The organism is Burkholderia sp. MSMB1589WGS (assembly GCF_001636105.1).
Classification (GTDB): Bacteria; Pseudomonadota; Gammaproteobacteria; order Burkholderiales; family Burkholderiaceae; genus Burkholderia; species Burkholderia humptydooensis.
Genome location: NZ_LNJT01000001.1, coordinates 262,996 through 282,803 on the forward strand (window position 1 = coordinate 262,996; position 19,808 = coordinate 282,803).

Annotated in this window: 17 protein-coding genes and 1 pseudogene; 8 read left to right on the plus strand and 10 right to left on the minus strand. The window is 67.1% G+C overall.

The genetic code is table 11. The annotated features are described in order from the left end of the window. The first annotated feature begins 28 nt into the window (after positions 1 to 28). The 3 genes from WT16_RS01210 (at position 29) to WT16_RS01220 (ending at position 4,415) form a co-directional block, all read left to right on the plus strand. Positions 29 to 1,525 carry an efflux transporter outer membrane subunit gene (locus WT16_RS01210; RefSeq protein WP_063532536.1) on the plus strand — a complete coding sequence of 499 codons (1,497 nt, stop codon included), beginning with the start codon at positions 29 to 31 and terminating at the stop codon, positions 1,523 to 1,525. A 69-nt stretch (positions 1,526 to 1,594) separates the two neighbouring features. Next, entirely contained in the window at positions 1,595 to 2,833 is a 1,239-nt protein-coding gene (locus WT16_RS01215) for an efflux RND transporter periplasmic adaptor subunit (RefSeq protein WP_063532537.1), read from the plus strand. Between the two features lie 22 nt (positions 2,834 to 2,855). Beyond that, a complete protein-coding gene (locus WT16_RS01220) occupies positions 2,856 to 4,415 on the plus strand; it encodes a DHA2 family efflux MFS transporter permease subunit (RefSeq protein WP_015602236.1) in 1,560 nt (519 codons plus the stop codon). A 102-nt stretch (positions 4,416 to 4,517) separates the two neighbouring features. On the opposite strand, the gene truB is transcribed toward WT16_RS01220, so the two are convergent. The 8 genes from truB to WT16_RS01260 form a co-directional block, all read right to left on the minus strand. Beyond that, positions 4,518 to 5,426, minus strand: a complete 909-nt coding sequence (truB, locus tag WT16_RS01225; RefSeq protein WP_231892013.1) for a tRNA pseudouridine(55) synthase TruB — start codon at positions 5,424 to 5,426, stop codon at positions 4,518 to 4,520. A 55-nt stretch (positions 5,427 to 5,481) separates the two neighbouring features. Next, a complete protein-coding gene (gene rbfA / locus WT16_RS01230) occupies positions 5,482 to 5,850 on the minus strand; it encodes a 30S ribosome-binding factor RbfA (RefSeq protein ID WP_063532539.1) in 369 nt (122 codons plus the stop codon). Between the two features lie 105 nt (positions 5,851 to 5,955). After that, complete coding sequence (gene infB / locus WT16_RS01235) at positions 5,956 to 8,883, minus strand: translation initiation factor IF-2 (protein WP_063532540.1); 2,928 nt, start codon at positions 8,881 to 8,883, stop codon at positions 5,956 to 5,958. A 91-nt stretch (positions 8,884 to 8,974) separates the two neighbouring features. Further along, positions 8,975 to 10,450, minus strand: coding sequence for a transcription termination factor NusA (nusA, locus tag WT16_RS01240; protein ID WP_015601074.1), 1,476 nt, complete (start codon positions 10,448 to 10,450; stop codon positions 8,975 to 8,977). Further along, on the minus strand, positions 10,447 to 10,908 hold the full coding sequence (gene rimP, locus WT16_RS01245; protein ID WP_004193908.1) for a ribosome maturation factor RimP: 462 nt from the start codon (positions 10,906 to 10,908) through the stop codon (positions 10,447 to 10,449). The genes nusA and rimP overlap by 4 nt, the downstream gene beginning before the upstream one ends. A 304-nt stretch (positions 10,909 to 11,212) precedes the next feature. Beyond that, the gene (gene rluB, locus WT16_RS01250; RefSeq protein ID WP_063532541.1) at positions 11,213 to 12,874 is read right to left on the minus strand and encodes a 23S rRNA pseudouridine(2605) synthase RluB; all 1,662 of its coding nucleotides are present in this window, start codon (positions 12,872 to 12,874) and stop codon (positions 11,213 to 11,215) included. A 63-nt stretch (positions 12,875 to 12,937) separates the two neighbouring features. Continuing rightward, on the minus strand, positions 12,938 to 14,287 hold the full coding sequence (gene scpB, locus WT16_RS01255) for an SMC-Scp complex subunit ScpB (RefSeq protein ID WP_063532542.1): 1,350 nt from the start codon (positions 14,285 to 14,287) through the stop codon (positions 12,938 to 12,940). A 409-nt stretch (positions 14,288 to 14,696) separates the two neighbouring features. Continuing rightward, positions 14,697 to 15,599, minus strand: coding sequence for a LysR family transcriptional regulator (locus tag WT16_RS01260; protein ID WP_006026529.1), 903 nt, complete (start codon positions 15,597 to 15,599; stop codon positions 14,697 to 14,699). A gap of 419 nt (positions 15,600 to 16,018) precedes the next feature. Between WT16_RS01260 and WT16_RS01265 the strand changes: the two are divergent. Together WT16_RS01265 and WT16_RS01270 are read left to right on the plus strand one after the other, a co-directional pair. Then, a pseudogene (locus WT16_RS01265) lies at positions 16,019 to 16,405 on the plus strand (transposase); the annotation flags it as partial. 214 nt (positions 16,406 to 16,619) lie between these two features. Beyond that, the gene (locus WT16_RS01270) at positions 16,620 to 16,871 is read left to right on the plus strand and encodes a hypothetical protein (RefSeq protein WP_061083874.1); all 252 of its coding nucleotides are present in this window, start codon (positions 16,620 to 16,622) and stop codon (positions 16,869 to 16,871) included. A gap of 160 nt (positions 16,872 to 17,031) precedes the next feature. Here the strand turns inward: WT16_RS01270 and WT16_RS01275 are convergent, their stop codons facing one another. Then, the gene (locus WT16_RS01275; protein ID WP_009912654.1) at positions 17,032 to 17,349 is read right to left on the minus strand and encodes a hypothetical protein; all 318 of its coding nucleotides are present in this window, start codon (positions 17,347 to 17,349) and stop codon (positions 17,032 to 17,034) included. Between the two features lie 201 nt (positions 17,350 to 17,550). Here WT16_RS01275 and WT16_RS01280 point away from each other — a divergent pair, with 201 nt between their 5' ends. The 3 genes from WT16_RS01280 (at position 17,551) to WT16_RS01290 (ending at position 19,196) form a co-directional block, all read left to right on the plus strand. Continuing rightward, a complete protein-coding gene (locus WT16_RS01280) occupies positions 17,551 to 18,273 on the plus strand; it encodes a YdcF family protein (protein WP_063532543.1) in 723 nt (240 codons plus the stop codon). A 244-nt stretch (positions 18,274 to 18,517) separates the two neighbouring features. Continuing rightward, a complete protein-coding gene (locus tag WT16_RS01285) occupies positions 18,518 to 18,790 on the plus strand; it encodes a hypothetical protein (protein ID WP_006026525.1) in 273 nt (90 codons plus the stop codon). Between the two features lie 148 nt (positions 18,791 to 18,938). Beyond that, positions 18,939 to 19,196: a hypothetical protein gene (locus WT16_RS01290; RefSeq protein ID WP_063532544.1), complete on the plus strand. Its 258-nt coding sequence runs from the start codon at positions 18,939 to 18,941 to the stop codon at positions 19,194 to 19,196. 52 nt (positions 19,197 to 19,248) lie between these two features. On the opposite strand, the gene WT16_RS01295 is transcribed toward WT16_RS01290, so the two are convergent. Then, positions 19,249 to 19,539, minus strand: a complete 291-nt coding sequence (locus WT16_RS01295; RefSeq protein ID WP_006026524.1) for an antibiotic biosynthesis monooxygenase — start codon at positions 19,537 to 19,539, stop codon at positions 19,249 to 19,251. Positions 19,540 to 19,808: the final 269 nt, after the last annotated feature.

Sequence of the window (19,808 nt, forward strand, 5' to 3'; positions counted from 1 at the left end):
GTCAGATTCCGAGTCAGGAAACCCAGCGATGAAAACCTTCCCGTTATCCGCTTGCCGGACCGCCACGGCCGTCGCGGTCGCCGCGCTGGCGCTCGCGGGATGCGCGAACTATTTCGGCATCAAGAGCGACAAGACGATCGCGCCCGCGGCGCAGTTCGAAAGCGCGCAGAGCCTGCCCGCGCAGGGCGGCCAGTGGCCGTCGCTCGACTGGGCGAGCCAGTTCGGCGATCCGCAGTTGCCGAAGCTGATCGACGAGGCGCTCGAAGGCAATCCGACGATCGCGCAGGCGCAGGCGCGCCTCGCGAAGGCGTCGTCGTACATCGAGTCGTCGCGCTCGACGCTCCTGCCGAAGGCGGACGCTCAATACTCGTGGACCCGCGAGCTGTATTCCGGCAACGCCCTCGTTCCGCCGCCCTTTGGCGGCCAGTGGTACAGCGAGAACAACGCGCTCGCGAGCGCGTCGTGGGAACTCGACCTGTGGGGCAAGAACCGCGCGCGCCTCCATGCGGCCGTGTCGCAGGAAAAGGCCGCCGAAGCCGACATGCAGCAGGCGCGCGTGACCCTCGCGACGTCGGTCGCGCGCACGTACAACCAGCTCGCGCAGCTATACGCGCTGCGCGACATCGCCGAGCACGAGATCTCGAACCGGCAGACGGTCGGCAAGATCACCGACGGCCGCGTCGGCGCGGGTCTGGACACGAACGTCGAGCGCCAGACCGCGCGCGGCAACATCGCGACGAGCCAGTCGACGCTGTCCGATCTCGACGGCCAGATCACGAACGTCCGTTATCAGCTCGCCGCGCTGCTCGGCAAGGGCCCGGACCGCGGGCTGCAGATCGCCGCGCCCGTGCTGAGCCCGGGCGGCGCCGTCGCGCTGCCGGACAGCCTGCCCGCCGATCTCGTGTCGCGCCGCCCGGACCTCGTCGCCGCGCGCTGGCAGGTCGAGGCGGCGATGCACGACGTGAAGGAAGCGAAAGCCGAGTTCTTCCCGGACATCAACCTCGCGGCGGGCTTCGGCTTCGACGCGTTCGGCTGGGGACGATTCCTGAACTTCGCGAGCCGCCAGGCGCAGTTCGGCCCGGCGATCCATCTGCCGATCTTCGACGGCGGCGCGCTGCGCGCGCAGTTGAAGGGCCGCTACGCGGACTTCGATCTGTCGGTCGCGAACTACAACCAGACGCTCGTCAATGCGCTGAACGACGTCGCGACGCAAGTCGCGTCGATCCGCTCGGTCGACACGCAGATGGGCGACGCGCAGCGCGCGCTCGACGCATCGACGCGCGCATACGAGCTCGCGGTGATCCGCTACAAGGCGGGCCTGTCGCCGCAGTTGCAGGTGCTGAACGCGGACAGCAACCGGCTCGCCGCCGAGCAGACGGTGACGAACCTGAAGATGCGCCGCCGCGACCTGCAGATCGGCCTCGTGAAGGCGCTCGGCGGCGGCTTCGACGCCACCGGCACGCCGCTCGCCGCCCCCGCGTCCGCATCGGCGCCGGCCGCGGCCGCGCAGCACGCGTCGAACTGAACCGAATCATTCCCGGCACGCCGCCGGATATCGCTTTAATCGCCTAGATACAAGACGGAGAAACTCGCCATGAGCGACCCTCAACAAAACGCAGCGCCCGCGCAGCCGCAGAACAACGGCAAGCGCAAGCGAATGATGACGCTGCTCTTCGTGGTGATCGCGATCGCCGCGATCGCGTACGGCCTCTATTACCTGCTCGTCGCGCGCTTCCACGAAACCACCGATGACGCATACGTGAACGGCAACGTCGTGCAGATCACGCCGCAGGTGACGGGCACCGTGATCGCAGTGAAGGCGGACGACACGCAGACCGTGAAGGCGGGCGATCCGCTCGTCGTGCTCGATCCGGCCGATTCGCAGGTCGCGTTGCAGCAGGCCGAGGCGAATCTCGCGCAGACGGTGCGCCAGGTGCGCGGCCTCTACGTGAACGACGACCAGTACCGCGCGCAGGTCGCGCTGCGCCAGTCGGATCTGTCGAAGGCGCAGGACGACTTGCGCCGCCGGCTCGCCGTCGCGCAGACGGGCGCCGTGTCGCAGGAGGAAATCTCGCACGCGCGCGACGCGGTGAAGGCCGCGCAGGCATCGCTCGACGCCGCCGACCAGCAGCTCGCGTCGAACCGCGCGCTCACCGCGAACACGACTGTCGCCGATCACCCGAACGTGCTCGCCGCCGCCGCGAAGGTCCGCGACGCGTACCTGAACAACGCGCGCAACATGCTGCCCGCGCCCGTCACGGGCTACGTCGCGAAGCGCTCGGTGCAGGTCGGCCAGCGCGTGTCGCCGGGCACGCCGCTGATGTCGGTCGTGCCGCTCTCCGCCGTGTGGGTCGACGCGAACTTCAAGGAAGTGCAACTGAAGCACATGCGGATCGGCCAGCCGGTCGAGCTGACGGCCGACATCTACGGCTCGTCGGTCAAGTACCACGGCAAGGTCGTCGGCTTCTCGGCGGGCACGGGCGCGGCGTTCTCGCTGCTGCCGGCGCAGAACGCGACGGGCAACTGGATCAAGGTCGTCCAGCGCCTGCCGGTGCGCGTCGAGCTCGATCCGAAGGAGCTGAAGGAGCATCCGCTGCGCATCGGCCTGTCGATGCAGGTCGACGTCGACATCAAGGACGAACGCGGCAACCAGCTCGGCAACGTGCAGAACACCGTCTACGAGACCGACGTGTTCGCGAAGTACGGCGACGATGCGAACGCGGAGATCGCGCGCATCATCGCGCAGAACGCGGGCAGCGGCGCGCCGGCCGGCGCAGTTGCGCCGACGCCGGCGGCGAAGGTCGTCAGCGGCCGCGCATCGAACCTGATGTAAGCGCCCCCCCGGCCGAACCAGCATGGCACAGCCACACGCTCCCCTTCCTCCGCTCAAGGGCGGACAACTGATACTCGGCACGATCGCGGTATCGCTCGCCGTGTTCATGAACGTGCTCGATACGTCGATCGCCAACGTCGCTATCCCGACGATCTCGGGCGACCTCGGCGTATCGTCCGACCAGGGCACCTGGGTCATCACGTCGTTCGCGGTCGCCAACGCGATCTCGGTGCCGCTCACGGGCTGGCTCACCGATCGCATCGGCCAGGTGCGCCTCTTCCTCGCGTCGATCATGCTGTTCGTGATCTCGTCGTGGATGTGCGGCCTCGCGCCGACGCTGCCGTTCCTGCTAGCGTCGCGCGTGCTGCAGGGCGCAGTCGCCGGACCGATGATCCCGCTGTCGCAAGCGCTGCTGCTGTCGAGCTATCCGCGCGCGAAAGCGCCGATGGCGCTCGCGCTCTGGTCGATGACGACGCTGATCGCGCCCGTGGCAGGCCCGATTCTCGGCGGCTGGATCTCGGACAATTACTCGTGGCCGTGGATCTTCTACGTGAACATTCCGGTCGGCATCGCCGCCGCGGCCGTCACGTGGATGATCTATCGCAGCCGCGAGTCGGCCGTGCGCCGCGCGCCGATCGACGGCGTCGGGCTCGCGCTCCTCGTGATCTGGGTCGGCTCGCTGCAGATCATGCTCGACAAGGGCAAGGACCTCGACTGGTTCGCGTCGACGACGATCGTCGTGCTCGCGCTCACCGCGCTGATCGCGTTCGCGTTCTTCGTCGTCTGGGAATTGACGGCCGAGCACCCGGTCGTCGACCTGTCGCTGTTCCGGATGCGCAACTTCTCCGGCGGCACGATCGCGCTGTCGGTTGGCTACGGCCTCTACTTCGGCAACCTCGTGCTGCTGCCGCTCTGGCTGCAGACGCAGATCGGCTACACGGCCACCGACGCGGGGCTCGTGATGGCGCCCGTCGGCTTCTTCGCGATCCTGCTGTCGCCGCTCACGGGCAAGTACCTGTCGCGCACCGATCCGCGCTACATCGCAACGGCCGCGTTCCTCACGTTCGCGCTGTGCTTCTGGATGCGCTCGCGCTATACGACGGGCGTCGACGAATGGTCGCTGATGGCACCGACCTTCGTGCAGGGGATCGCGATGGCGGGCTTCTTCATCCCGCTCGTGTCGATCACGCTGTCCGGCCTCCCAGGCCACCGGATTCCGGCGGCGTCGGGCCTGTCGAACTTCGTGCGGATCATGTGCGGCGGCATCGGGACGTCAATCTTCCAGACCGCATGGGACCATCGGAACAACTTCCACCACGCGCAGCTCGTCGAGCAGGCGACCCCGTACAACCCGACCTTCAACCAGGCGGTCACGCAGATGGGGCAGCTCGGGCTCACGCGGGACCAGGCGCACGGGCTCATCAACAACATGGCGACGCAGCAGGCCGCGCAACTGGGCGTGAACGATCTGTTCTACATCTCGGCCGCGATCTTCGTGCTGCTGATCGCGCTCATCTGGATCACGAAGCCCGAGCGCGCGGGCGGCGGCAACTCGAGCGCGGCGGCGTCGGCCGCGCACTGAGCAGCGTCCCGCGCCGTTCGCGGCGCGCGAAGCGAAACGCCCGGCTTTCGAGCCGGGCGTTTTCGTTGTGTCGACGCGATGCGATACGCGGCGCGAATGCGGCTACGCGCCCGTCACGACGAGCCGCTCCGGCGCAAGCACGCCTTCCGACGCGCGCGCGACGCCGAGCAGCCGGTCATCGGCATCATAGACGCGCACGCGCGCGCCTTCGTTCGCCTCGGGTCGCGCCGCGAGCTCGGAGAGCTTCAGCCGCTGTCCGTGCAGAAAACGCTTCGCGAGCGCCGCGTCGAGCGTCACGAACGGGAACGTCGACAGCAGCGCGTCGACGGGCGCGAGCCGCGCGTCGCGCTCGTCCTGCGTCGCGGCGTCGAGCGCATCGAGCGTCACCGCATGCTCGAGCGTCAGCGAGCCGACGCCCGTCCGCCGCAACATCGTCAGATGCGCGCCGCAACCGAGCGCCGCGCCGATGTCCTCCGCGAGCGTGCGCACGTATGTCCCCTTGCTGCACGTCACGCGAAACGTGACGTCGGGCAGCGCGCACGACAGGAGCTCGAGCGAGCGGATCGTCACCGTGCGCCCTTCGCGCTCGACCGTCTGGCCGGCGCGCGCGTATTCGTAAAGCGGCTTGCCGTCGCGTTTGAGCGCCGAATACATCGGCGGCACCTGCACGATGTCGCCGACGAAGCGCGCGAGCGCCGCGCCGACCGCTGCTTCGTCGCAGGTGACGTCGCGCGTGTCGAGCACGTCGCCTTCGGCGTCGCCCGTCGTCGTGCGCACGCCGAGCCGCATCGTCGCTTCATAGGTCTTGTCGGCGTCGAGCAGATCCTGCGAGAACTTCGTCGCCTCACCGAAGCAAAGCGGCAGCAGCCCCGATGCGAGCGGGTCGAGCGTGCCCGTATGGCCCGCCTTCTTCGCAAGATACAAACGCTTCGCGCGCATCAGCGCGTCGTTGCTCGAAAGCCCGACCGGCTTGTCGAGCAGCAGCACGCCGTCGAGCGCGCGGCGGGCAATCCGGGGGCGGGGCGAAACAGTCGTCATGGTCAGCGCGCAATGGCTCGTGCGATGCTCAGTCGTCCTTCGCGCGCGTCGCGTTCGCCTCGTCGATGAGGCGCGACATCGCGACGGCCTTCTCGATCGTCTGGTCGTAGTGGAAATGCAGCGTCGGCACCGTATGAATGTGCAGGCGCTTGAAAAGCAGATTGTGCAGATGGCCGGCCGCATGGTCGAGCGCTTCCTGCGTGTCCGCGGGATTGCCCGTGAGCGCGGTGAAGTAGACCTTGGCGTGCGCGTAGTCGGGCGTGAGCTCGACCGACTGGATCGTCACGATCCCGATGCGCGGGTCCTTGACCTCGCGCATGATGAGCTCGGACAGATCCCGCTGGATCTGATCGGCGATCTGCACGTTGCGATTGGGAGAACTGCGTTTTTTCGACATGATAAATCCGTCATCCGGTTGATCGGCGAAGCGCGCGACACCGTTCATGAAAATGGGCGGGGCGGGCCCAAGCCCGACCCGCCCATTCAAGCCGTCACGCCGGCGTTACAGCGTACGCGCGACTTCCGTGACCTCGAACACCTCGAACTGGTCGCCTTCGACAATATCGTTGAAGTTCTTGATCGACATACCGCATTCGAAACCCTGCTTCACTTCCTTGACGTCGTCCTTGAAGCGCTTCAGCGAATCGAGCTCGCCCGTGAAGATCACGACGTTGTTGCGCAGCACGCGCACCGACGACGAGCGCTTGACGATGCCGTCCGTGACCATACAGCCGGCGACCGCGCCGACCTTCGGCACCTTGAACACCTGGCGCACCTCGACCATGCCCGTCACGACTTCGCGCTTCTCCGGCGCGAGCATGCCCGACATCGCCGCCTTCACCTCATCCACCGCGTCGTAGATGATGTTGTAGTAGCGGATGTCGATGCCGTTCGCCTCGGCGAGCTTGCGCGCCTGGGCGTCCGCACGCGTGTTGAAGCCGATGATGACGGCCTTCGACGCGGTCGCGAGATTGACGTCGCTTTCGCTGATGCCGCCCACCGCGCTGTGCACGATCTGCACGCGCACTTCGCTGGTCGACAGCTTGAGCAGCGATTGCACGAGCGCTTCCTGCGAGCCCTGTACGTCCGCCTTGATGATGAGCGGCAGGTTCTGCACTTCGCCTTCGCCCATCTGCTCGAGCATGCTTTCGAGCTTCGCCGCCTGCTGCTTCGCGAGCTTGACGTCGCGGAACTTGCCCTGACGGAACAGCGCGATTTCGCGCGCCTTGCGCTCGTCCGGCAGCACGATGACTTCCTCGCCCGCGCCCGGCACTTCGGACAGGCCCTGGATCTCGACCGGAATCGACGGGCCGGCTTCCTTCGTCGGCTTGCCGTTCTCGTCGAGCATCGCGCGCACGCGGCCGTAGGCGGTGCCAGCGAGCACGACGTCGCCGCGGTTCAGCGTGCCGGACTGCACGAGCACCGTCGCGACCGGGCCCTTGCCCTTGTCGAGCTTCGCTTCGATCACGATGCCCTTCGCCGGCGAATCGACAGGCGCCTTCAGCTCCAGCACTTCCGCTTGCAGCAGCACGTTCTCGAGCAGTTCGTCGATGCCCGCGCCCGTCTTCGCCGACACCGGCACGAACGGCGAATCGCCGCCGTACTCTTCCGGCACGACGCCTTCCGCGACGAGTTCCTGCTTGACGCGATCGGGGTTCGCGTCCGGCTTGTCGATCTTGTTGATCGCGACGACGATCGGCACCCCGCCCGCCTTCGCGTGCGAGATCGCTTCCTTCGTCTGCGGCATCACGCCGTCGTCGGCCGCCACCACCAGAATGACGATGTCGGTCGCCTTCGCGCCGCGCGCACGCATGGCCGTGAATGCTTCGTGACCCGGCGTATCGAGGAACGTGACGACGCCGCGCGGCGTTTCGACGTGATACGCGCCGATGTGCTGCGTGATGCCGCCCGCTTCGCCCGCCGCGACCTTCGCGCGGCGGATGTAGTCGAGCAGCGACGTCTTGCCGTGGTCGACGTGACCCATGACGGTGACGACGGGCGGCCGCGGCAGTTGCTCCGCATCGCTGCCGACTTCGCCTTCGACGAGCAGCGCCTCCGGATCGTCGAGCTTCGCGGCGAGCGCGCGGTGGCCCAGTTCCTCGACGACGATCATCGCCGTTTCCTGGTCCAGCACCTGGTTGATCGTAACCATCTGGCCCATCTTCATCATCATCTTGATGACTTCCGATGCCTTGATCGCCATCTTGTGCGCGAGATCCGCGACGGAGATGGTCTCCGGCACGTGCACTTCACGCACGATCGGCTCGGTCGGCGCCTGGAACGACGACCCGTTGTCCTGATGCTTGCCGCGCCCCTTCGGGCCGCCGCGCCAGCCACGGTCGACGCCGCCGCTCGAATCGCCGCGCGTCTTGATGCCGCGGCGCTTCGCAGCGTCGTCCTGCCAGGGGCCCTTGCCTGCGCCCGGCTTCTTGTTGCGGTCGCCCGCGGGCGCGGTGGCGGGCGCCGCCGCGCCACTTGCCGGCTTCTTCGCCGCAGGACGGGCCGCAGCCGCCTCGCCGGCGGGCTTCGCCGGCTTGTGCAGCGTGCCCTTCGCCTCGGCCGCCTTCGCAGCCGGCTGCTCGGCCGGCTTCGGCGGCTCGACCGCCTTGACCTGCGCGCGGCGCGGCGTGTTCATCATTTCGCGGATCGCGCGCGCTTCGGCCTCGGCAGCTTCGCGGCGCTTGCGAATCTCTTCCTGCTCGGCGCGCGCCTTGTCGGCCGCTTCGCGCGCGGCGTCCTCGGCCTTCTTCGCCGCTTCGCGCTGTGCAGCGCGCTCGGCAGCCGCGCGCGCTTCGTCCTGAGCGGTCTGCTCGCTCTGCTCGCTCTGCGCGCGCTGCGCTTCCTCGCGAGCCGCCGCGGCCTGCTGCGCGGCTTCCGCCTGCGCTGCCGCCGCGCGCTTCGCCGCAGCCTCTTCTTCCGCGCGGCGGCGCTCAGCCTCGGCCGCTTCCTCGCGCGCGCGGCGCTCGGCTTCCTCGCGCTCGAGACGCTCCTGGCGCTCGCGCAGTTCCTGCGCCTGCTTCGTGAGCAGCTCGGCCTCGCGGCGCGCTTCTTCCTCGCGGCGCTTCAGCTCGGCTTCCGCCTGCTCGTCGGTCTGCGCCTGAGCCTGGTCGGCGCCCGTCTCGCTCACGTCATCGCGCTTGACGAACGTGCGCTTCTTGCGCACCTCGACCTGAATGGTGCGAGCCTTACCCGTTGCGTCGGCCTGCTTGATCTCCGACGTGTGCCGGCGAGTCAGCGTGATCTTGCGCTTGTCGCCATCGGACGCACCGTGCGACTTGCGCAAATGATCGAGCAGACGCGCCTTGTCCGTCTCCGACAGCGCATCGTCCTCGCTCGCTTTCTGGACGCCCGCTGCCTGCAGTTGTTCGAGCAGCACACCAGCAGGCATTTTCAGTTCCGCGGCAAATTGGGCTACGTTGTTACTCGCCATTCATTCCTCTTAGTGCAAGGACCGATTCCTTGCGGTTAGCATCGGGTCAGGCCTTCCGGCCGCCAGCAAATCAGTGCGCCATGGTCATTTCTCACTGGAACCAGTGTTCGCGCGCCTTCATGATCAGCGCCTTCGCGGCTTCCTCTTCCATGCCGGTCATGTCGACCAGCTCGTCCACGGCGAGCTCCGCGAGATCGTCGCGCGTCTGCACGCCCTGCTCGGCCAGCTTCGTGAGCAGTTCGGCCGTGACGCCGTCGAGGCTCTTCAGATCGAGGGCGGCCGTCTCGACCTTCTCCTCGTTCGCGATCGCCATCGTGAGCAGCGCGTCGCGCGAGCGGTTGCGCAGCTCGTGGACGGTATCCTCGTCGAATGCCTCGATTTCGAGCATTTCGTTGAGCGGCACGTAGGCGATCTCTTCGAGGCTCGTGAAGCCTTCGTCGATCAGGATGTCCGCGACTTCCTCGTCGACGTCGAGGCGCGCCATGAACAGGCCGCGCAGCGCGTCGCGCTCTTCATTCTGCTTCTGGGCGGATTCGTCCGGCGTCATGATGTTGATCTGCCAGCCGGTCAGTTCGCTGGCAAGACGCACGTTCTGGCCGCTGCGGCCGATCGCGACAGCCAGTTCGTTCTCGTCGACGACGACGTCCATCGAATGCTTTTCTTCATCGACGACGATCGACTGGACGGCCGCCGGCGCGAGCGCGCCGATCACGAACTGGGCAGGATCCTCCGACCATAGCACGATGTCGATGTTTTCGCCACCGAGCTCGTTGCGCACGGCCTGCACGCGCGAGCCGCGGATGCCGACGCACGTGCCGATCGGATCGATCCGCTTGTCGTACGCGACGACGCCGATCTTCGCGCGCACGCCCGGATCGCGGGCCGCCGCCTTGATCTCGAGAAGCCCCTGCTCGATTTCCGGCACTTCCATCTCGAAGAGCTTCATCAGGAATTCGGGCGCGGTGCGCGACAGCTCGATCTGCGGGCCGCGGGCGGTGCGGTCGACCTTCGCGATGTACGCGCGCACGCGGTCACCCACGCGCAGGTTTTCCTTCGGAATGAGCTGGTCGCGGCGCAACAGCGCCTCGACGCGGCCCGACTCGACGATGAAGTTGCCCTTGTCGAGGCGCTTCACCGTGCCCGTCATGATCTTCTCGCCGCGCTCGAGGTAGTCGTTCAGGATCTGCTCGCGCTCCGCGTCGCGCACCTTCTGCAGGATCACCTGCTTCGCGGCCTGCGCGCCGATCCGGCCGAACTCGATCGACGGCACCGGCTCCTCGATGTAGTCGCCCACCTCGACTTCGGGCTTCTGCTCGCGCGCCTCGAACAGCAGGATCTCGCGATCCGGCTCCTGCAGGCCCGCCTCGTCTGGCACGACGAGCCAGCGACGGAACGTCTCGTGTTCACCGCTCTCGCGATCGATATGCACGCGGATCTCGGCGCCTTCGTCGAACAGTTTCTTGGAAGCCGACGCGAGGGCCGCTTCGAGCGCGCCCAGCACGACGTCCTTGTCGACGTTCTTCTCGCGCGCCAGCGCATCCACCAACATCAACACTTCGCGACTCATTGTTTGCGGCTCCTAAAGTCAACGTGCGGAATCAGGCGGGCTTTGTCGATGTCCGCCAGCGTGAAATCCAGCATGGCCGCCTCGCCCTTCTTCCTCTCAAATTCCAAACCGATCGTCTCGCCGTTCGGCGCGTGCAGAATGCCCCGGTACGTCTTGCGCCCGTCCAACGGCTTTTTCAAGGTGATGACGGCCTCGCTGCCCGCGAAACGCGTGAAGTCAGCCAGCTTCTTCAACGGCCGGTCGAGCCCCGGTGACGAGACCTCGAGCCGTTCGTAATCGATGTTTTCGACCGTCAGTACGTGCTGGAGCTGACGCGTGACCTTTTCGCAATCGTCGATCGTAATGCCGGCGGGCTGATCGATGTAGACGCAGACCATGCCGCGCCCGGTGCGCTCGAGATCGACGAGCTCGTAGCCGAGCCCCGTGACCGTAGTTTCTATCAGTTCCGTCAGTTGCACAGTGTCCTCTCAGGTGTCCGCGCCCGCCCCTCGCGATTCACCCGCTGAACGCGCGCCTTAGCCGGCGCAGGAAGCGCTACCCGAGATGCCCAACCGTTTCGGCAAAAAAAAATGGGCGCAACGCCCATCTTGTTACCGGTGGTCGCACCTGAGCTACACATCGAATCCGTACGCCCAGCGACTTCGCGATTATAGCGATTTTTGGCCCGAACGCAAAGCTCGGCCCCGCAAAATCAGCCGAAAACGGCGATTTTGCGGGGCACTCGCAACGCGCGCCGCGGTTGCGAATGCCGTTCTCACCCGCTCAGCGGCTGCGCGAACGATTGCGCTGCTGCGGCGTACGCTGGCCGCCGCGTGCGCCGCCTTCGGCGCGATTGCCGTTCGGGTTGCGGCCGCCCTTGCCGGCGCCGCGCTTGTTGGCGCCCGCGCCGCCGTAGGACGCGCGGTTGCCGTCGACGTCGCGGCCGCCCTGGCGCGGCGCGCCGCCGCCGTAGCCCGGCAGGCCCGCGTAGCCGCCCAGCCCCGCGCCGAAGCCGCCGCCCGCCGGGCCGCGGCGGCCGCGCCGCGGCTGGTCGAGCTGGCCGTGAGTCGTCAGCACGGGTTCGCGATTGATGAAGCCCATCGACGTCTGCATCGGATCGGGCTGGCGGCGCTCGGTCGCGCCGCCGCGCTTGCCCTTCTCCTCGGTCGGCGCTTTCAGGCCGACCGTCGACATCAGGCGCCGCACCTGCGCCTCGTCGAGCTCCTCCCAGCGGCCGCGCTTCAGCCCGCGCGGCAGCGGAATCGGGCCGTGGCGCGTGCGGATCAGGCGGCTCACCATCAAGCCGACCGCCTCGAACATCCGCCGCACCTCGCGGTTGCGGCCTTCGGCGAGCGCGACGTGATACCAGTGATTCGTGCCTTCGCCGCCGCCGTCGCGGATGCGCAGGAAGTTCGCCGGGCCGTCGTCGAGCTCGACGCCGTGCAGCAGCTTCTGGCGCGACGCCTCGGACAGCTCGCCGACGACGCGCACCGCATACTCGCGCTCGACGCTGTAGCGCGGGTGCATGAAGCGGTTCGCGAGGTCGCCCGACGTCGTCAGCATCAGCAGGCCCTCGGTATTGAAGTCGAGGCGGCCGACCGCGAGCCATTTCGCGGTCTTCATCGGCGGCAGCCGGTCGAACACCGACGGACGGCCCTCCGGATCCGCGTGGCTCACGATCTCGCCCGTCGGCTTGTGGTACAGCAGCACGCGCGGCGGCTTGTTCGGCAGCTTGCGCTTGACCGGCTTGCCGTTGATCCGGACCTGATCGGTCGGCATGATCCGCTGGCCGATGTGCGCCGGCTCGCCGTTCACCGACACGCGGCCGGCGACGATGAGCTCTTCCATCTCGCGGCGCGAGCCCATGCCGGCTTCCGCGAGCACCTTGTGCAGCTTCGGCGCGTCGTCTTCCGGCGACAGCACGCGCTTCGGCTGATTCTGGCGGCCCCGGCGCAGCATCGGCGCGCGCACGCCACCGCCCGACGCGTTGTTGTCAGCGTCGAACGCGGGTGAAATCACGTAGGCAAATACATCGTCCTGGGCCGCCTCGGCGGACGACGGGACCGGCGCAGCCGGCGCGCCCCGCTTCGCCTGGCCGCCTTGCCGCGCCGCGCCTTCGCGCTTGCCTGCCGCCTTGCGCGGCGCCTTCGCCGCGGCGTCCTTGCTGCGCGGCGCGCGAGCCGGCGCTTTCGCTGCGTCGGCGCCCGCGCCCGCGCCGGCGTCGGCCGCCGGCGCCGCTTCAGCGCCTTCCGCCGCGTCGGTATTCTTCGACTTCGCGGCCGCGCGGCGGCGCGCGATCAAGCTGCGCGGCCCGCGCCGCAAGCCGCGGCGCGGGCGGTCTTCGCCGCCCCCGTCCGCAGCGGACTGCTCGGGTGCGCCGTCGGCGCGCGCCGTCGCAACGGCATGCGCAGATTCGGACGAATCGATGTCGTGGGTATCAGTCAAAACAACCTCAAAATGTCAGGTCTCGCGCCCGTCGCGGGCACGGCTGGGGTTCGGCCGCCCGTCTCAGGCGCGACGCTTCGCAGGCTCTTCTTCTTCGTCCTGCTGCGCGCGCTCGGGGACCGCCTCGCTTGCACTGCGCACGGCGTCGGCGAGACTGCCGGACGTGTCGTCCAACGCCTCCTCCGCGTGCGCCCGGACCGGCTCGGCATCGTGCGGGATGCCGCCGATCGCGCCGTGGTCTTCCTTCGTCGCTCGGCCCGCCGCCGGGTCGGCGGCCGCCTCGCGGGTTGCTGCGTGTGCCGCGTCGGCAGGCTCCGCGCCCGGCCGCGCGACGGAGTTTGCGCTTTCGTTCGCCCGTGCGGGCGATTCGGCGTGCTCGCCGCCGCCGGCGGCAACGCCGGCCGCTTCTTCGGCATGCGGCGCCATGACGGCGTCCGCTGCATCCTGCGCATCATCCTGTGCGACCGCGTGCTCGTGCGACGCAGTCGTGTCGGCTGCTTCACTGCCCGCCGACGCCGGCTCGGTCATTCCGCCCGATTCGATCTCGCGAGCGGCGTGGCCGGCCGCCTGCCCGGATGCGCTGTCGCCGCACGGCGCATCGACGTCCGCATCGGCGCCGGCTCGGTCGTCATTATCGGCCGGATCGACGATCCGTGCTGCCGAACCGTCCATCCCTCCGGATCGCGCAGCGCCCGCGCTCGTCGATGCGGCATCCGCTTGCGCCGGCCCATCGCCGGCCCGCGTCGCGCCTTCGCGCGGCGAAACCGTCGGATCGGCTGCCGGCCCAGCGATCTCGCCCGCTTCCGCGCCGGGCGCGTCGACAAGCACCTCGCCGACGCCGCGCACATCATCCGGAAAGTCGATCGCCTGCTGCGCGAGGAGGCTCGCCTCCAGATGCGCGGCCGGCTCCTCGAGCGCCGGCAGATCGTCGAGCGCCTTCAGGCCGAGGTCGTCGAGAAACTGCTTCGTCGTTGCATAGAGCGCCGGACGGCCCGGCACGTCGCGATGACCGATCACCTCGATCCAGCCGCGGTCCTCGAGCTGCTTGACAACCTGCGTGTTCACCGTGACGCCGCGAATTTCCTCGATGTCACCGCGCGTGACCGGCTGCCGGTACGCAATGATCGCAAGCGTCTCCAGCACGGCCCGCGAATATTTCGGCGGCTTCTCCGGATGCAGCCGGTCGAGATACGCGCGCATCGCCGGCTTGCTCTGGAAGCGCCAGCCCGAAGCGAGCGCGACGAGTTCGACCCCACGTCCGGTCCATTCCTGTTTCAGATCTTCGAGCAGTGTTCGGACTGTGTCCGCCGACACGCCGTCGGCAAAGAGCTTGCGCAAATCGCCGAGTTTCAGCGGCTCCTGCGCGCAGATCAAAGCAGTCTCGAGGACGATTTTCGCCTCTTGGGTATTCATGCAGCTAGGTCAGACCCTGTGGTCAAACGAACCGGATCAATCGAACAGACGAAAGGAACGGAAGACGCGCTCGCCCGATTCTGATCGGTCATATTGATGGGAGCACGAACCGGGGGCGGCGAACCAACTCTCAAGCCCAACCCGAACCGGACGGAACAGCGCGGAACCATGCCGGAACCGCGTGACTGAGCGCCATCTTACGCAAAATTAACCGGTGCGTAAAGACAAAGAACGTACGGCAAAAGACATATCCCCGACGCGCAGCCGGCCACGAAAGCGGCCTCCGGCGCCGCCTTTGCCGCGCCCGCGAATCGCCGCTCCACGCCGGCAAACGGCGATCCGCCCCGAAACCGGGCGCCCCGCGCGAACGACGCGTCGAGACGCCGGAAAGTCTGTGTGCGACACATCGTCAGCCCAGATCCTCGACACGCGCCGGCATTTCCTTCACGAGCCCCCAGACCGCGTCCGCCGCCGGCGACAGCGAGCGGTCGCGCCGCCGAACGAGCTCGACGGTGCGCTCGGCGCGAGGCGTCAGCGGCCGCGCGACGAGCGACGAGCCGGCCGGCAGCGGCAGCGACAGCCACGGCAGCACGCTCACGCCGACGCCCGCCTCGATGAGGCCGAACACCGTCGCCGAATGGCCGAGCTCCTGCACGACGCTCGCCGCAACCCGATGCGCCGCGAGCGCCGCGTCGATCAGCGGCCGGCTGCCCGATGCGTAGTCGAGCAATACGAGCCGCTCGCCCGCGAGCGCCGTCCACGGCACGCGATCGCGCGCGGCGAGCGGATGATCGGCGCGCGCGACGAGGCAAAACGAATCGGTCATCAACGGCTCGCTGATCAAATCGTTCGTCGCGAGCGGCCCGATCACGACGCCGAAATCGACCTCGCCCGATTTCACCTTGCGCAGCACGTCGCTCTGCACGTCGTCGCGCAGACCGAGCGTGACGAACGGAAAGCGTCGCTCGCACGCGGCGACGATGCGCGGCATCAGCCGGCACGCTATCGTCGGGCTCGCCGCGACGATCACGCGCCCGCGACGCTGCTCGCCGATCTCACGGATCTCGCGCAGCGTATCGTCGAGATCGCCAAGCAGACGCGACACGCTCGCGATCAGATTGGCGCCGACGTCGGTCAGTTGCACGTCGCGCGTGGTTCGGTCGATCAGCTTGAGTCCGATCTCGCCTTCCAGCTCGCGCACCGAGCGGCTCACGGCCGACTGCGTGAGACCGATCTCGTCGCCCGCCCGGCTGAAGCTCTTGAGCCGCGCGACCTCGATGAACACGCGCAACTGCCTGAGCGTGATATTCATGGGATTCCCTCATCAATCGGACGCATCGATGCGCGATTGTATTGCGTCCTGACTATCTCGTGCCGTGTGTCGGTGCGGTGCAGCACTCGGCTGAAACGCACGTCTCACGGGCCGGACTGCACAAGATTGGTGATTGTCCTTATTTGCTCGACGGTCATTTTGGCGTCTTATACGCCCCTAGCTGACGCGGCTATCAGCTAGCTGCCAGGCGGCTTTGGGACGGTCGTCGCCAACATGGCACGCTTCCTGCGTTAGCAGGCGCACAGGGCTGCGGGCGTTCGGACTTCTCGCGGCGGATCGCGCAACATCCGCCGCCTCATGGAGCCGATGCCCTCACCCGGCACTCGCTGGACGAGTGCTCGACGAGTGCGCGGCGCAGGGCGGCGCACCGGAGTTAGCTTCGCTGAGGTGAGGACATGATGCTGTTCGACGATTTGAGAGACAACGAATGGGCGCTGCTCGAGGGACTGTTCTGCTCCGAGCCCGCACGCAGTGAGCGCCGCGGTCGTCCCCGCGTGGAAGCCCGCTCGGTGGTGAACGCCGTTCTCTGGGTGCTGTCGACGGGCGAAGGCTGGTCGAAGCTGCCCGGCCGCTATCCGTCGCCGCCGACTTGCCGTCGACGCTTCGACGAATGGCAGGCCGACGGCACGCTCGCCGAAGTGGTGAAGCGCCTCGGGACGAGCGGCCGCCAGATCTCGCTGCGCGGACGCATCGGCGCAAGCGCGGTCAAGCCGCCCGCGCCGCCGAGCCGCGATCGACTGCGCGGCGCCTTCTGGACCAATCCGGAATCCTGGCGCGCTCCCGTCAAGATGGCATGAATTCGATTTCTGGGCGGCACTGGCCGCCCAGAATCGTTTTCGGCGCCCCCTTCGGCACACGGCCGCCTGTTCGCTCGGACTCCTGACGACGCGATCCTGCGAAACATCTATTTACTAATATTTACAGCGCGCCTTCGCTCCCCCGCTTAACTTAGCGATATATGAACGAGCCGTTCGACGGCTTGAAAGGGAGCTTCCAACGATGAAACCCATGTCACTGCTCACGGCATGCGGCGTTGTCGTTTCGCTGGCGCTCGCCGCTCCTTCACGCGCCGACTCATTTCCACCCAGACAACACGGTCAGCAGGAGCAAGTCACCCGCTCGCAGGCCCGTGCGGCCGTGCCAAGTGCGCGACCCAATGCGCCGCGCGGCGATCTGCGCGGCGACATCGCGAGCAACGCACGCGCACACAACGACGCGCAACGCCCGCCCAACGATTCGAACCATCACTGACGCCGCGCCAGGAAAAATCCGCGCGCCCGGGAACTGCGCGACGCACGCCGAGTCAGATGGTTGCCATGAGCACAGCGTGGCAGCAGCAATGTACCCGGTACCGCCCGTATCCTCGCGATACGGGCTTTTTTTCGCGCGAAAGAGGCGGTGCGCGGCAGTGCTATAAGCGGCTTTCGAGAATCGACACGGCGCTCGCTTCGCTGAGCGCGTAGTCTTCGATTCGGCGAGCCTCCCAATCGGGCTGCCTCTCGTCTCGTTCGAGCCGAGCGAATTCGACTCGCCCGTTATCCGTCAAAACGGCAATATCGACGGGCGCGTGGAAACCGGGCGCGGGCGCGACAGTCTTCTGCCGAACCGTATCCATCAAGCCGAGCGCACGCAGGTATTCGAATACACCCGGACGCCTCGCCCACGGAACCTGACGGTACTGGACGCGCCTGAGCGCGTCGAGCACTGCTTCGTTGGAATACGTGGCCATCTCGATTCTTTCTTAAAGTGCGGCGACATTGCAAAGCAGCCCCGCCGAGCGAGGTCTCCGCCCACCGGCGCCGCCACGCAGCTCAAGAGGGGTCCTTATAATCCCTCCACCCCATCCGACCCGATCCCTGGCGCTTCGTTCGCGCCTTACGGGGACAGATCAACAATCGCTCCCGCAAAAAGCTACCTTACCCCAATCAAATTGATTCTGTTTAACTCATTTGGACTTCTCTTCGTCGTTTTCCTGCTCTGCCGCAAACGGCGCGCCGCGTTCGCGATACTCGCGGCCGGCGCCGCACTCTTGTGGCTGATCGCTTCCGGCTGGCTCGCCGCGCCGCTCGTCGCGCTCGCGGAAGCCGGCGTGCGGCCGGTCGCGCATCCGGCGATGACGGGCGACACGACGATCGTGATGCTCGGCGCGGGCATCAGGCGCCACGACGGCGCCGTAGTGCCGCCGCGCGACGCACTCGCCCGCATCGACAAGACCGCCGAACTCTATTCGGCATGCCAACGAACGGCGAAGCGCTGCACGGTCGTCGTGTCGGGCGGCGATCCGCAGATGCGCGGCATCACCGAAGCGGACACGTATGCGCCCTATCTACTCGCGCGCGGCGTTGCGCACGCCGACCTGATCCGCGAGAGAAGCAGCCACACGACCTATGAAAACGCGCGCTTCACCGTTCCCATATTACGCGCCCAACATTACGATGATCTGATTCTCGTCACTTCGTCATATCAGATGAAACGCGCGCTCCTCGATTTCGAGCGGCTCGGGATCGTGCCGCAACCCGTCTACGCAAACCGCAGGGACGCGCGGCTCGGCTGGCTGCCGCGCGCGGCCAACCTCGTCAACGCCGAGTTGGCGCTGCACGAGATCGTCGGTGTCGCGCAATTTCATGTGTACCGCCGCCTCGGCTGGTTTTAGCGGCGCACGCCACTTTGTCCGCGCCGGATCGTCGCGGCCTCGGTGCCGCCGATGCTCGCCGCAACCGCGCGAATGGCGCAGCGATGACGGATTGCGCCACTGTTGCGCTCGATCCACGCGACGCAGCGCCAAGACGCAATCGAATGCACTGATCCGTCACTTTTGATAAACTCGGCTCACTCGATTGCAGACGCCAGACAAATCGGCAACACTCGGGTCCATCACCACTTAGCGGAGGTAAGCAATGAAGAAGATGACCATGGCTATCCTGGTTTCGATGTCGGCTCTGGCTGGCGCGGCCCATGCGCAAGAGAGCACGGAAATCAAGACGATCACCGATCCGGCGAAGATCGCTGAAATCGAGCAACGCGCGCAAGCGCTGCAACAACAGCAGGCCGCCGAACCGGCCGCCGAGGCGAAGCCGATGCACGAGCAGCACAAGCATCACATGAAGAAGGCTCACAAGGGCGCGAAGAAGGCAGCCAAGGCGGCTCCGGCAGACGCCGCCAGCCAATAAAGCACGGCTCGTCCCGCTTGCGCGAAAGCCGAATCCGGCCTGCCGGGTTCGGCTTTTTCATTGGCGCGCCCGAATGAGCACGCAGCGCATTGTGCTAAAGTCGCGCACCGACTTTTCCAACCGTGCGCACCCCGGTGCGGAGGACTGAATGAGCAACATCCAACTGGACATCGAATGGACCGAAGCCGCGACGCGCAAGATCAAGCAATTGATGCCGCGCGGCGCCGATGACGCGTTCCTCGCGCTGCCGCCGATCGAATGCCTGCCGATGGAAGGCGACGTGCTTTTCCTCGGCCCGCAAGGCAAACAGCAGCCGTTCATCGTCGCGGAGCGGCAATACCACCACGACGGCGACGCCGACTGGACGATCATCCTGATCCTCGACGTTCCGAACGCATCGCACTGACCGTCGTTGCACTTACTGGGCTGGGCCGGGCCGCGCACGGCCCCTCGCTTCGCTACGCGATCTTCGACGCGACGCGAATTTCCGAATGCTCGATCCAATCCGCTGCGGCGCGCTTGTACGCGTCGATATGCGCGGAGCGCGCATGGGCGGCAAGCGCGGCTTCGCTGGCCCACCGCTCGATGAAAATGAAACGGCGCGGCTCCTGTAAGTCGCGATGCAGATCGTATTGCAGCGCGCCCTCTTCGTTGCGCGTCGGCCCAACAATCCCCTCGAGTTGTTCCAACAGTTCCGCTTCTGCGCCAGGCTTGGCGACGATGAGCGCGACGACGGCGACTTCGGACATGCAGATCTCCTTTGCTTCGTGACAAAGGGGTCAGCATACGCGAATCGAAGCAAGCAGGCTTTCGCGTTTCGACGCTCACCCGCCTCAAAAAAATAGCCCGCGCTTCACGGGAAGCGCGGGCAAAACCGTCGCCCTACGAGGATAGGCGACGGGGCCACCGAGACCCGCGCGAACGCGCGGGTCATCGTCCAGTACGGCAGCTTCGCCGACAGCGGCGACTGCCCGAAACGTCGATATCCACACTAGGCGGGAGGCACGCGTAATCGAAC